Origin of the sequence: Bradyrhizobium japonicum USDA 6 (assembly GCF_000284375.1) — a bacterium.
In the GTDB taxonomy this organism is placed as follows: Bacteria; Pseudomonadota; Alphaproteobacteria; order Rhizobiales; family Xanthobacteraceae; genus Bradyrhizobium; species Bradyrhizobium japonicum.
In genome coordinates, this window is record NC_017249.1 from 1,318,740 (window position 1) to 1,331,205 (window position 12,466).

At 64.4% G+C, this 12,466-nt stretch carries 12 protein-coding genes; 8 read left to right on the forward strand and 4 right to left on the reverse strand.

Features of this window, described 5'->3' with window-relative positions; genetic code table 11:
* Position 1: 1 nt before the first annotated feature.
* Together BJ6T_RS06025 and BJ6T_RS06030 are read left to right on the forward strand one after the other, a co-directional pair.
* The gene (locus BJ6T_RS06025; RefSeq protein ID WP_014491407.1) at positions 2-2,089 is read left to right on the forward strand and encodes an acetate--CoA ligase family protein; all 2,088 of its coding nucleotides are present in this window, start codon (positions 2-4) and stop codon (positions 2,087-2,089) included.
* 22 nt (positions 2,090-2,111) lie between these two features.
* On the forward strand, positions 2,112-3,146 hold the full coding sequence (locus tag BJ6T_RS06030; protein ID WP_014491408.1) for a tripartite tricarboxylate transporter substrate binding protein: 1,035 nt from the start codon (positions 2,112-2,114) through the stop codon (positions 3,144-3,146).
* A gap of 36 nt (positions 3,147-3,182) precedes the next feature.
* On the opposite strand, the gene BJ6T_RS06035 is transcribed toward BJ6T_RS06030, so the two are convergent.
* The gene (locus tag BJ6T_RS06035) at positions 3,183-3,539 is read right to left on the reverse strand and encodes a hypothetical protein (RefSeq protein ID WP_014491409.1); all 357 of its coding nucleotides are present in this window, start codon (positions 3,537-3,539) and stop codon (positions 3,183-3,185) included.
* A gap of 240 nt (positions 3,540-3,779) precedes the next feature.
* Here BJ6T_RS06035 and BJ6T_RS06040 point away from each other — a divergent pair, with 240 nt between their 5' ends.
* The 3 genes from BJ6T_RS06040 to BJ6T_RS06045 all read left to right on the forward strand — a co-directional run bounded on the left by BJ6T_RS06040 (position 3,780) and on the right by BJ6T_RS06045 (position 6,868).
* Positions 3,780-5,930, forward strand: coding sequence for a GumC family protein (locus tag BJ6T_RS06040; protein WP_014491410.1), 2,151 nt, complete (start codon positions 3,780-3,782; stop codon positions 5,928-5,930).
* A 134-nt stretch (positions 5,931-6,064) separates the two neighbouring features.
* Positions 6,065-6,220: a hypothetical protein gene (locus BJ6T_RS46945; protein WP_162177121.1), complete on the forward strand. Its 156-nt coding sequence runs from the start codon at positions 6,065-6,067 to the stop codon at positions 6,218-6,220.
* A 207-nt stretch (positions 6,221-6,427) separates the two neighbouring features.
* Entirely contained in the window at positions 6,428-6,868 is a 441-nt protein-coding gene (locus BJ6T_RS06045) for a hypothetical protein (protein ID WP_014491412.1), read from the forward strand.
* 40 nt (positions 6,869-6,908) lie between these two features.
* Here BJ6T_RS06045 and BJ6T_RS06050 read toward each other — a convergent pair whose 3' ends face one another.
* Positions 6,909-7,931, reverse strand: a complete 1,023-nt coding sequence (locus BJ6T_RS06050) for an LLM class flavin-dependent oxidoreductase (RefSeq protein ID WP_014491413.1) — start codon at positions 7,929-7,931, stop codon at positions 6,909-6,911.
* Between the two features lie 30 nt (positions 7,932-7,961).
* Positions 7,962-8,891 carry a LysR family transcriptional regulator gene (locus BJ6T_RS06055; protein ID WP_014491414.1) on the reverse strand — a complete coding sequence of 310 codons (930 nt, stop codon included), beginning with the start codon at positions 8,889-8,891 and terminating at the stop codon, positions 7,962-7,964.
* Positions 8,892-9,009: 118 nt separating this feature from the next.
* Between BJ6T_RS06055 and styA the strand changes: the two genes are divergently transcribed.
* Together styA and styB are read left to right on the forward strand one after the other, a co-directional pair.
* Positions 9,010-10,260 carry a styrene monooxygenase subunit StyA gene (styA, locus tag BJ6T_RS06060; RefSeq protein WP_014491415.1) on the forward strand — a complete coding sequence of 417 codons (1,251 nt, stop codon included), beginning with the start codon at positions 9,010-9,012 and terminating at the stop codon, positions 10,258-10,260.
* Between the two features lie 24 nt (positions 10,261-10,284).
* Positions 10,285-10,770 (forward strand): styrene monooxygenase NADH-dependent flavin reductase subunit StyB, encoded by a 486-nt coding sequence (gene styB, locus BJ6T_RS06065; protein ID WP_039154610.1) that lies wholly within the window; start codon positions 10,285-10,287, stop codon positions 10,768-10,770.
* A gap of 40 nt (positions 10,771-10,810) precedes the next feature.
* Here styB and BJ6T_RS06070 read toward each other — a convergent pair whose 3' ends face one another.
* Positions 10,811-11,914, reverse strand: coding sequence for an AraC family transcriptional regulator (locus BJ6T_RS06070; RefSeq protein ID WP_240537949.1), 1,104 nt, complete (start codon positions 11,912-11,914; stop codon positions 10,811-10,813).
* A 195-nt stretch (positions 11,915-12,109) separates the two neighbouring features.
* Between BJ6T_RS06070 and BJ6T_RS06075 the strand changes: the two genes are divergently transcribed.
* On the forward strand, positions 12,110-12,448 hold the full coding sequence (locus tag BJ6T_RS06075) for a hypothetical protein (RefSeq protein ID WP_225895094.1): 339 nt from the start codon (positions 12,110-12,112) through the stop codon (positions 12,446-12,448).
* Positions 12,449-12,466 lie beyond the last annotated feature (18 nt).

Consider the following 12,466-nt stretch of genomic DNA (forward strand, 5'->3'; position numbering starts at 1 on the left):
GATGGATGCCATCGAGCGGCTGATCCGACCACGCAGCGTCGCCATCATCGGCGCGTCCGCAGACCCGAGCAAGACGTCGGGGCGGCCGGTCGCCTATCTCCAGAAACACGGCTTTGCGGGCGAGATCTATCCCGTCAATCCGAAGGTCGGAGAAATCGGCGGTCTGGCCTGCTACGCCGACATCGCCTCGCTGCCGGATGTGCCTGATGTCGGCATTGTCCTGCTCGGCGCGGAGCGGGCGCACGCCGCGGTGCGTGAATTGTCCGAGCGGGGAGCTGCGGCGGCGATCGTTCTTGCCAGCGGCTTCACCGAAACAGGCGCGGAAGGCGCCGAGCGTCAGAAGCAGCTCATGGAAGCCGCCGGATCCATGCGCCTTCTCGGGCCGAACACGATCGGGCTGGTGAACCTCACCGACAATATCGTGCTTTCGGCATCCGGCGCGCTGGCGATGGATCACTTCCCGACAGGCTCGATCGGGCTGGTCTCGCAAAGCGGGGGTATTCTCGGAGCCTTGCTGTCGCGCGCTGCGGCGCGCGGGGTAGGGCTGTCCAAGCTGGTGTCGACCAGCAACGAAGCCGATCTCGAGCTCGCTGATTTCGTCGACTTTCTTGCCGACGACGGCGCGACCAGGGTCATCGCGCTCTACATCGAGGCGATCCGCAATCCGGCTCGCTTTCGCCAGGCGGTCCTCAAGGCGCGACGCGCCGGTAAGCCCGTTGTCGCCTTCAAGATCGGGCGATCGGAGGCGGGTGCAAAGGCGGCCGTCTCGCACACGGGTGCGCTTGCGGGCTCCGACCGCATGTACGACGCCTTGTTCAGGCAGATCGGTGTGCTCCGCGCGAAAACGTTTGATGAGTTGCTCGACATTTCCGCAGCCCTTGCGGCGGAACGGAGGCTGTCCGGCAGGCGCGTGGCGATCCTCACCTCGACCGGCGGCGCCGGCACGATCGTTTCCGACAGTCTCGGCGTCGCCGGCTTTGCAACACCCGCTCCCGACACTGAGACGGCCGCGCAATTGCGCAGCCTGCAGTCGGGATCGCACGCCACGCTCGACCGCAATCCGATCGACGTGACCTTGGCCGGTCTGCAGCCGGATCTGCTTCGCTCGGCAATTCGCATCCTGCTCGCAAGTCCGTCCTACGATGCGCTGACCATCATTGTCGGCTCGTCGGCGGTGGGATCGCCAACGTTGATGGCTGATGCCATCAACGACTGTTTGCCGATGAGCGACAAGCCCGTCATTGCTTATGTAAGTCCCTACGCGCCCGACGTCGTCTCCGTCCTCACCCGGCGAGGTGTCCCGGCTTATACGTCTGCCGAGAGCTGTGCTGCCGCGCTCGACGGGCTCGTGCAGGCCGGGATGCCGGAACAGGTCCAGACATCCGGCTCGATTGAGCCGGCAGTCGATATCAGCGACTTCCCGGCGGGATCGCTGGATGAGGCACAAGCCAAGGCGCTGTTCGCCCGCTTCGGCGTTCCGATCGTCGCAGAGAAGGTGGTCGCATCTTCAGGCGAAGCGGAACTGGCGGCACGCGGCTTCGGCGGCCCGGTCGTGCTCAAGATTCTCTCGCGCGAGATTGCGCACAAGAGCGATGTCGGCGGCGTCGCGGTTGGCCTGACCGCTGAGACGATTGGCGGCCGCCTGACGGTGATGGCCGAAGAGGTCGAGGCGAGGACCGGGAAGCGACCCGAACGCTTCCTGGTTCAGGAGATGATCTCAGATGGCGTTGAAATCATTCTCGGGATGCATCGTGATCCCCTGGGCACCGCGATCCTTCTCGGAATGGGCGGCGTCACCGCCGAACTGCTCAAGGACACAACGATGCGTCTGCTTCCGCCGGAGGGCGGCCTCGGCCTGGCCGAGGCTCGCGAGATGGCGCGCGATCTCGTCACGTGGCCGTTGCTAGATGGTTTCCGTGGCCGGCCGAAATGCGATGTCGAAGCGCTCGCAGCAACGATCGTCGCTTTCTCGCGCATGGTTGCGCAACTCGGCGACCGCCTCGCCGAGGCTGAGATCAATCCCGTGTTCGTGCTGCCGGCGGGCCAGGGTGTGAAGGCCGCCGACGGACTGGTCGTTCTCAATGTCTGAACAAAAAACGAGGGAGGTCCATATGGCCATCGGCGAAATCGTCAATCACGAAGGCACTCGCGAGAGGCGTTTCGCCGTGCGGCGCCGGCTGAATCTCGCCGTCCTCGCCTGTGCCGTCTTGCCGGTGGTCGCGGGACTGGGAGTTGCGCCGGCGTGCGCCGAATATCCCGAAAAGATCATCAAGATCGTGGTGCCCTTCGCGGCCGGCGGCGGGACCGACATCATCGCGCGAACGACAGCGCAGGACATCCAGGGAGACCTCGGCAAATCCGTCATCATCGAGAACAAGCCGGGCGCCGGGACCATCATCGGAACCCAGACGGTCGCCACCAGCGATCCCGACGGCTATTCGCTGCTGATGGCGACCTTCGCACACGCGGTCAATCCGAGCCTGTACAACAAGCTGCCGTTCGATCCGCACAAGGATTTCGCGGCCGTCTCGCTGATCGCGCGGTCCTTCAATATCGTCGTCGTCAACCCCGCGTCCAAGATCAATTCGATCGCCGATCTGGTCGTCGAGGCCAAGGCCAATCCGGGCAAGCTCAATTTCGGTACGTTCGGCACCGGCACCTCGGCCCATCTGGCCGGCGAGTTGTTCAATGCGATGGCGAAGGTCAAGATGACGGCGGTGCCGTATAAGGGCGCGGCGCCTGCGATCAGCGATCTCCTGGGTGGGCAGATCGACGTGATGTTCACCACCGTGGCCAGCGCGGCCTCGCTGGTGGCCGCGGGTCAGCTCCGGGCGCTGGCCGTCACGTCCGCCGAGCGTTCGGCGGCGTTTCCCCAGTTGCCGACCGTCGCCGAGGCCGGGGTGCCCGGCTACGCTGCCGAGTCGTGGTATGGATTATACGCTCCGGCCAAGACACCCGCTCCCGTGATTACGCGCCTGAATCAGGCGGTCGCCAAGGCCGTTCAGTCCGGTGGATTCAAGCAACTCGAGGCGAACGAAGGCCTCATCATGGTCGGCGGCCCTCCGGAAGAGCTCGATCGCTATGTTGGTCGCGAGGAGGAACGCTGGCGCAAGCTGGTCAAGGACGCGAACATCGAAGTGCAATAGGCTCCGTTCGACACTCCGGGCCCGGACTCTGATCCGCTACGGGCGACGCGTCAGCTCCACGCCATCGACCACCATTTTCCAGGTTCCCGCCTCCCGGTGAGGCGGCGTCGACACCTCGAAGATCGTCGAGATAAATGGAATGCCGACAACGAAATTATCGCCCTCGAATCTGCGCAGCGGGGCGTTGATCGACGTCGTCATGGTGTCGGCGATCGCGCCGCCGTTCCTGACGCGCTGGTAGCGGACCGTCCCGTCCTTGGTGACCTCGACGTCCATCGCCTGCGCGTGCCACTTGCCGACATAGTCGGCCTTGTCGTCCGGGATCGCCTGCCCACAAGCCGACAGCATCGGCAGGGCTGCAACCAGGATCACCAATGCAATCGGCTTTCTCATTGTCGTTCGCCATTCGGCAGCCGGGGGCCGCCACGGAGATGCAACGGGGCACATCTTCGTCGGGTGTCGCGCCGGCCCGGTTCAACCGGACGCGCCGATGCAGCGCGGCGCATCGGCACGCGCGTTAACAGATTGTTCATTGACCATTGCGCGCCCGCCGTAACCGCCGGTTAACCATGGATATTTACGGTGTAGCAAGCCTCTGAACAGGGGCTGTCAGTTGATTTCGAGTCCAACCCCATGGCGTTCGGTAGAGGCGCATCTCCGCGAAGCATCGCCCCGACGGAGCCTGCGGCTTCGTGGGAAGCGCCGCGGGCTGCGACGGCGAGGCCGGACGGCGCTGCTCCGGCGCAGATCAAGGGATCGCTGACCGTCACCGGTGCGCTCTCCTTCCTGCGCGAGAATGGCCGGCGCATCCTGGCGCTGGCGCTGGCGCTGTTCGCCCTCGGCGTCATTGTCCTGATGGTCTTGCCGGTCCGGTATGCCGCGACGGCCCTGGTCGTCCTCGATCCCCGCGAGCTGCGCGTGACCTCGGAGCAGGACGTGCTGCCGGGCATCGGCCAGGATGCCGCGGCACTTCAGAGCCAGATCGAGATCGCCAAATCGGACGGCTTTCTCCGGCCCCTGATCGAGCAGCTCAAGATCGCCGACGACCAGGACATCGCGGGCGGTTACACCGACATGACGCGCCTGCTCGAAAAATTCCGCAACCGTCTCGATATCTCGCGCCGCGGACTGACCTACGTCATTGCGATTTCATTCACCTCGAACAATGCGGAGCGGGCCGCGCATTACGCCAATGCCATCGCCGAGGCATTCGTCGCGAGCCAGGGTCGTGTCCGCACCGAGGCGACGGACGAGGCGGCCGATTGGCTCAAGGACCGGCTGAAGGCATTGAACGAGCGCCTGCGCGCATCGGAAGATGCCGTTGCCGCCTTCAGGTTCGAGCACAAGATCCTCAATGCCGGCAAGGATTCCACGACCCAGCAATTGCGGGTGACCGACCTCAACCAGCAGGTCTCCGCCGCTCGCGCGCGCACCGAGGAAGCCAGGGCGCGTTACGAGCAGGTGCAGCGCGACCTCAAGGCCAATGTCGAAGGTCCGGTGAAGCAGGACCTCCTGAGCATGCTGCGCGCGCAGCGCTCGACCCTGAACGATCAGATCGCGCAGAAGAAAGCGGTGTACGGCGACCGCCATCCGGATCTTGCGATCTCCTACAGCCAGCTGGCTGACATCAACCGGCAGATCGAGGTCGAGCGGAAGAAGAACATCGACACGGCGAAGTCCGAATATGAGGCTCAGCTGGAGCAGCAGAACGCGCTGGAAAAGCAGCTCAAGACGGTCGAGACGCAGATGCTGGTCGACGGCCAGGCGCTGGTGAAGCTGCAGGAGCTGCAGCGCGACGCCGATGCCAACAAGAACATCTACGAGCAGTTCCTGTCGCGGTTCAAGACGACCAGCGAGCAGCGTCAGCTGCAGAGCTCCCAGACCAAGATCGCCTCGCTCGCGATCCCGCCAATGCGCTCGACGCGTCCGCCCCTCGCCTTGCTGCTGGCGGCGCTCGCGATCGGCTCGATCCTGACCTCGACGGCCGCCGTTGCGGCGATGGGAAACACGTCCGACAGGCCCGCGCCTGCCGAGGCTCCTGCTCAAACTCATTCTCAAACGCTTGCGCGTGCGGAAGCGGCGGACGCGCAAGTCCAGCGTCCGGCTCCGGCCGCGCGCCAGCCCGAGGCGATGCCAAACCTGCCTGTCTGGGCCCGCATTCCCGATCTGGCGCCTGGCGCCGTGCCCAACACCGTGTGGCAAAGGCCGATCGCCGCGACGGCCGAGCTCGATCTCGGCGCATATCTGCGTCCGCTTCTCGAGCGGATCGATCGCGCGCCGGTGCGTGGCTGCAAGGTCGCCCTCGTGCTGTCGGTCGGCAAAAGTGCCGGCGGCAACACCGTTGCGCGCTCGCTCAATCGCGCGGCGGTGAATCGGGGCATGATGAGCGTGCTGATCCGGCTCCTGCCGGAATTCGCCGGTCACCAGCCTCCGGTGACCGAATGGCAGGACGGCTCCACCACGGCAGGGCTGCAGTCGATCGACGAGCTGCTGAGCGCCGGCAGAAAAGCCGATGCCCGGCCCGAGGACGATATTCGCTCGGAGTTCGATCTGATCGTCGTCCATGCGAGCAATCTCGCCTTGCAGCCCGACGCCATCGCGCTGGCTGCGCACGCGGATCTGATCATCCCGGTGGTGGGTGCCGGCGAGCTCGGTTCGGCGGCGATGCGGCGGGTCACCGCAGCGCTGTCGAGGTACAACACGGTGCCGACCGGTCTCGTCGTCAATCACGCGCCGGCGGGTTCAGTGGCGCCTGAGGGCAGCGCGTTAAGCAGGGCGGTTTGACGCTGGCAAGGCTGCGGCTCATGCCTGAGGCGCAGCCCGCAAGCGCGCCTGTAATCTGCTTCACACGCAAACGCACCCAATGACGCTAGGTGAACCAGGGCCCGCCTCCGCGCGGCCCGGTTCGGGTGGCGATGATGGCTGCACTGGCAAAGGCGATATCCCGCGCGACGAGAACCAGCGTTGATGTCGAAACCGTAAAGGTGCTCGTGATCTTCTCGGGCGCGGGCTTGCTGCTCTCTCTCGTGGCCGCGATGATCTACGGACAGCCCCTCAACGCCGCCTTGTTCTGAGATCGCGCGAGTTGGCTCCCTTTCGCCCCGAAGGCGGGGTAGGCCCGGGCGCGGGACTGATGTCACCACGAATTCACGGGACTTCACCCTCCGCGCATCTGACAAATGTGAGATGCGGGGCGTCCGTGAGCCTCGGCCACCCCATTTTATCAGCCTGCGGTCTGGTTTATCTCTGTCACTCCGATGCCCGCGCAAGGAGACAGACGCGTGATCGAGCATATTCTCAGATTCATGACGCTCGCGACGGTCATCGTCGGCATGGCCGCGATCTACGCGGCGCTCCACACCAACAATCGGCGTCTGGGCGCGGATATCTTCCTGCGATATTCGGACCGGGTCTCCGACCTTCGACGCCGCCTTCCGGTCGCGGCATTCCTTGAGCGGGGAACTGCCGGCGACGTCGAGCTAACGGCGGACGAGCGGAGGGCCGTGCATGAGATCATCCACGCGATCTTCGAGCTCTACGAGCTCAAGGTGCATGGCTTCTTTCCGCCGGCGATCTGGAAGATCAGGGAGCCCGATATCGAACGGCTGCTCTCGCTGCCGGTCTTTCAGCAGGAACTGGCGGGCCTGGAGGGCCGATATACGCGACATCCGCGTTTGGCAGCCTGGCTTGAGAAGATCAGGTCTCAGCAAGAGACGGCCTGACTTGCGCGGTGAATCGGTCGCAGTGAACCGGTCGACGGTCTCACCGCCACCCCAGCGCCGGCGCGACGTGCGTCAAGATCGCCTCGATCGCATGCGCGCAATAGTCGACGCCGAGCTGGTTCGGGATCGTCAGCAACAGCGTATCCGCCTCGGCGATCGCCTCGTCCTGCCGTAGCTGCTCGATCAGTGCCTCCGGCTCGGCCGCATAACTCCGGCCGAAGATCGCGCGCGTTTGCGGGTCGATGAAGCCGATCTGGTCTTCGCCTCCGCGCTCCCCGCCGAAATAGGCGCGGTCGCGATCGTTCATCAGCGCGAAGATGCTGCGGCTGACGGACACGCGGGGCTCGCGGGTGTGGCCGGCTTCCGTCCACGCGGCGCGATAGCTACGGATTTGTGCTGCCTGCTGCACATGAAAAGCTTCGCCGGTCTCGTCGTTCTTCAGCGTCGAGCTCTGCAGATTCATGCCGAGCTTCGCCGCCCACACCGCGGTCGCGTTCGAGCCGGCGCCCCACCAGATCCGTTCGCGCAGGCCTGCCGCATGCGGTTCGAGGCGCAGCAGTCCCGGCGGATTGGGAAACATCGGCTGCGGATTGGGTTCGGCAAAACCTTGGCCGCGCAACAGGTCCAGGAAGACCTCCGCGTGGCGCCGTCCCATATCGGCATCGCTCTGGCCATCGGCCGGGCGATAACCAAAGTAGCGCCAGCCGTCGATCACCTGCTCCGGCGAGCCACGGCTGATGCCGAGCTGGAGCCTCCCGCCGGCGATGAGATCGGCGCTGCCCGCATCCTCGATCATGTAGAGCGGGTTTTCGTAGCGCATGTCGATCACGGCCGTGCCGATCTCGATCCTGCTGGTCTTCGCGCCGACGGCGGCGAGCAGCGGGAAGGGCGACGCCAGCTGGCGCGCGAAGTGATGCACGCGGAAATAGGCGCCATCCGCGCCCAATTGCTCCGCCGCGACGGCCAGCTCGATGGATTGCAGCAGCGTGTCCGCAGCGGAGCGGGTCTGCGATTGCGGCGAGGGCGTCCAATGTCCGAAGGACAGAAATCCGATCTTTTTCATGGGCGTCATTTAATGATGGCGGGGGCGTCGTCAACCGCCTGCGCCGGCGGCGGGGGTATGCGACGGGGCCGGCGTGAAATGCTCGGCGCGGTCGACCAGGAGATCCAGAAAGCTTCGCGCGCGCAGCGACATCCACTGCGTCTCCGGATAGACCGCGTGCAGGGGCAGCGCAGCGATGGTGTAGTCCGGAAGCACATGTTCGAGCTCGCCGCTGCGAAGCCCCTCCGCGGCATTCCATTCGGGCAGGATCGCGATGCCGAGATGCTGCATCGTCGCCTCCTGCATCGCATCGGCGTCGTCGACGTGAATGGGCCCGTTGATCGATGCGACGTGACGGCCATGCTCGGATTCGAAGGCCCATTGCTGCGCCGGCGACATCCGTGAATAGACGATGCACTGGTGCGCGCTGAGATCGTCAGGCGTCCGCGGCAGCGGGCGGCCGTGCAGATAGGTGGGTGTTGCAACCAGATGGCGCTGCACGGTCCCGAGCCGGCGGGCGACCAGCGTGCTCGCCTCCAGGTTTCCAATGCGCAGCGCCAGCTCGATGCCTTCTTCCACCAGATTGACGAACCGCTCGCTGAAGCGGATGTCGACCCGCACTTCCGGATAATTCCGAACGTACTCGGCGATGACGGGCATCATGTAGCGCCGTCCGAACGACGACGGCACGCCGATCCGGAGCGTGCCGGTCGGGCGTGGCGCGGCCTGTTCGACACTCGACCGCGCCATGTCGAAGCTGTCGAGGATCTGCCGCGCGAGATCGTAGATCCGGTGCGCCTCGGCCGTCGGCTTCAGCGTGCGCGTCGTGCGCGAAAACAGCTGCGTGCCGAATTCGCTTTCAAGCATCGCAATGCGCTTGCTGATCGCGGGCTGGCCGATCCCGAGCTCCTTGGCCGCGGCCGAGAAGCTGCCGCCCTCCAGGGCGCGAACGAAAGCGCGCAGGCAATCGATCCGGTCCATAATTCATTCCGATCTGGAATAAATTATATCCCATTTATTCCGTAGTGCGCAACACGGCGGGTCGCTAGGCTCCCTCAAAACAAGCCATCACAGGGCAAGGAAACAGGGAGGAGACCACGTGGCACGCAACATCGGAATCGTCGGCGCCGGCATCGCCGGCCTGCATCTCGCGCTTTACCTGCAGAAACATGGTGTGGACGCCACTGTTATCACCGACCGGCCGCCCGAGGACTACCGCGACATCCGCCTGCTCAACACCGTCGCGCATCACCATGTGACGATCGCGCGCGAGGACTATCTCGGCGTCAATCACTGGAGCGATCCGAAGGACCATTACTACTACCACGATCACGTCTTCAATTTTCCGCAGCCGCTGAGCTTTCGCGGCGATTTCTCGAAGCCGAGCCGCGCCGTCGACTACCGGATCTATCTTCCTGCCCTGATGCAGGACTTCATGAAACGCGGCGGTAGAATTGAATATCGCCGTATCGAGGAGCGCGACATCCGTCCGCTGGTCGCCCGTTTCGATCTCCTGGTCGTCTCGACCGGCAAGGGTCCGCTGGGCCAGCTCTTCACTTACCGGCCGGAGCACACGCCCTATTCGCAGCCGCAACGGCGGCTGTGCGTCGGGCTTTACACCGGCGTGCGGCAGCCCGATCCCATGAACGTCACGCTCTCGGTGTCTCCAGGCCATGGCGAGATGATCGTGATCCCGACCATTACGTTCGGCGGTGTCGCCAACGCGCTGCTGATGGAGAACGTGCCGGGCGGCGACATGGAGGAACTGGCCACGCTCAGCTATGACGACAACCCGAAGCACTTCTTGAAGGTGCTGCTGGGCAAGCTCGAGAAGCATCACCCGACGACCTACGACCGCATCGACACCGCGCGATTCGATCTCGCGCAGCCGCAGGACCTGCTGCAAGGCGGCGTGGTCCCGACGGTGCGCAACACTGTGGTCGAGTTCGACGACGGCAAATGCGCGATCGCGCTTGGCGACGTCCATGCGATCGTCGATCCCATGATGGGCCAGGGCGCCAATGTCGCCTCCTATGCGGCCTTCGTGCTCGGCGAGGAGATCGTCAACGCGGACGCGCTCGACGTGCGCCTGTGCGAGAAGATCGAGCTGAAACGACAGGATCGCGTGCTGGCGGCCTCGCGCTGGACCAACGTGATGCTGCAGCCGCCGACGGAAGCGCTGGGCATGCTGATCGGCGCGATGAGCCAGAACCCGGCGCTGGCCAACGAGTTCACCGAGAATTTCAACTACCCGGACCGGCAGTGGGACCGCATCTGCACGCCGCAGCGCATCCAGGCCTGGATCGAGCGCATGTCGGCGCCGCCTGAGCCGGTCAGGGCGATTGCGTGAGGACCGATGCGAGTGGGGACTGACATGCCGCGCGCTAATCCGGCCTCGTTCCGCGAGGCCGCATCGCGCTTTACGACCGGCGTCGCGGTGCTGACCGCGCTGGACGAGCACGGCCGCGTCTGCGGCATGACCGCGAACAGCTTTGTCACCGTCAGCCTGTCCCCGCCGACCGTGCTGGTGTCGGTCATGCCGGGACGCATGCACCGGGCGATCTCGGCGACCGGACGTTACTGCGTCAACGTCCTGCCCGAGCATGGCCGGGACCTGTCGCGGCACTTCGCGAGCCAGCCGAACACCGGCGCGACGCCGGATTACGACATCGTCGATGGCCTGCCGCGTCTGTCCGGTTGCATGGCCTGGTTCGCCTGCGAGGTCACACGCCACGTCGACGTCAGCGACCACACGCTGATCATCGCCGAAGTCTCGAACTGCGACTATCGCGACACCACGCCGCTGGTGTTCTTCTCAAGCCGGTATCATCTCGGCCCGGGTGTGCCGGTGGATCGGTGACGGGGTGCGGGGTACAAGCGACGAACATTTCCGTATTCTGTCAGCTCCGGGAGGAGTTCGCGCGTGCGCGCTTTGCACGAAGCAGCGTATCGTCGAGGCCACCGGCGTGCTTGGGATCACCGGCGGCGCGCCATCGTCTCGGCGTCACGCCGGTCCACCGCCTGAAGGCGTGTGTGAATGCGCTCACTTCCCCGTAGCCGAGGAGCCACGCGGTTTGTGAAATCGACAGTTCATCTTTCTTCAGATAGCTCTTGGCAAGGTCGATCTTCATCTCGTCGAGGATACCACTGAAGGTCAGTCCCTCCAAAGCGAGGCGTCGCACCAGCGTGCGATGACTCATCCCCAGCCGGCGGGCGATCTCTTCGACCCGTGCCTCACGATGCGGGAGCAATGGGGCGATTGCATTCTCGACGCTCGATCTGAGCGAGACTTCGCCGGATTTCCGGTGTGCGAGCGCCTGCTCGCAATACGTCACCAGCAGATCGTTCAGATAGTGATCAGCGCTTTCGATCGGCATCGGCCCCACGGATACCGGGAAAGCGATCTCGTCGACATCGGACCCGAACTCGATCTCGCACCCCAGGAACGACCTGACCTCTGTGGGCGTCGTTCGACGGCGATGTACCATTTTGAGCCGGCTCGGGATCAGGCGGCGGTTGGTCAGGGCGCGGTTCATGCGAACGATCGAGGTCAGCCAGAATTCGATCTGGTGCCGATCCGAGCGCCGTTCCACGCCGATATATTTCAGCGTGATCGTCATCTCTTTCGCGGCGAATCGCAGCGAAATCCCCTCGTTGGCGAGACGGCAATAGCGTTCGGCCTTTGCGAAGGCTTCGGCAATCGTCCCAGAGGATGCTGCCACGTAATAGAGCAGGCCAATTTCACGAAGGTCGAAGTCTCGTGCGAGGTGAAAACCGAGGCTGTCGTCCTGCAACGCCTCGGCCCCAAGTTCCAGAAACCTGATCTGGCTCTCGGCGCTCAGGCGCGCCTTGCGATCCTCGATCTGCTTGAGAGTCAATCCGACCCTGGACAGCAGACCGTCCGCCTCGATGCCGGCGTCCTGCAGGCGTGCCCAAACCAGGCGGGCGATTCCGCCGGTCGCACTGGGCATTGTTTCAGGATGGGGCGAATGGGCAGCCGGCACACCGAACCCTTTCGTCGTTGCCGCTGCGGGCCTCGCTCTTTGGGCTCGCCGATCGTGACTGCGGCATGAAAAATCAACTTATTGGCTCACGATAACAAGAAACCGGGGGTCTTGTGACTTAAATCGCTTGTCTGCCCTGAGACTGGTCTTGCGTTGTCGGGGCAGCCCCTTTCCCCGAAAGCTACGATGGCTTTGATGTCCAGCAGTGACGGCGTCGCGCCGCCCATAAACGTGAAGATTTTACGAGGTTACGGAACGTTGCTCGGAATTCCTCATATCGCCCATGGCTCCCGGACGGTTGCGCTCGAGCGGGTCGGGGATTGCGAGATTAGTATGTTCGAAGCGCTTGGGGCCGGCTTGCCCGAGAGCCCGCTCTTCTGGATGGAGCTGTTCGACCTCAGCGTTCATTCGTCGCTCGACAGTCGCGGTTGCCACAACATGCGTGATGCCGTCGCAGCGTTCGAGGATTTTGCTTCGCAAGCGAGTCGTTTGGCGGCGGCGCCGCTTTGTGCAGAGAGCGAAACGGCAGGCTGACCATCGCCGTGCAGACCG

Coding starts and splice junctions, on each gene's coding strand:
- BJ6T_RS06025 (WP_014491407.1), top strand. CDS start 2: ATGGATGCCATCGAGCGGCTGATCCGACCACGCAGCGTCGCCATCATC.
- BJ6T_RS06030 (WP_014491408.1), top strand. CDS start 2,112: ATGGCCATCGGCGAAATCGTCAATCACGAAGGCACTCGCGAGAGGCGT.
- BJ6T_RS06035 (WP_014491409.1), bottom strand. CDS start 3,539: ATGAGAAAGCCGATTGCATTGGTGATCCTGGTTGCAGCCCTGCCGATG.
- BJ6T_RS06040 (WP_014491410.1), top strand. CDS start 3,780: ATGGCGTTCGGTAGAGGCGCATCTCCGCGAAGCATCGCCCCGACGGAG.
- BJ6T_RS46945 (WP_162177121.1), top strand. CDS start 6,065: ATGGCTGCACTGGCAAAGGCGATATCCCGCGCGACGAGAACCAGCGTT.
- BJ6T_RS06050 (WP_014491413.1), bottom strand. CDS start 7,931: ATGAAAAAGATCGGATTTCTGTCCTTCGGACATTGGACGCCCTCGCCG.
- BJ6T_RS06055 (WP_014491414.1), bottom strand. CDS start 8,891: ATGGACCGGATCGATTGCCTGCGCGCTTTCGTTCGCGCCCTGGAGGGC.
- styB (WP_039154610.1), top strand. CDS start 10,285: ATGCCGCGCGCTAATCCGGCCTCGTTCCGCGAGGCCGCATCGCGCTTT.
- BJ6T_RS06075 (WP_225895094.1), top strand. CDS start 12,110: ATGTCCAGCAGTGACGGCGTCGCGCCGCCCATAAACGTGAAGATTTTA.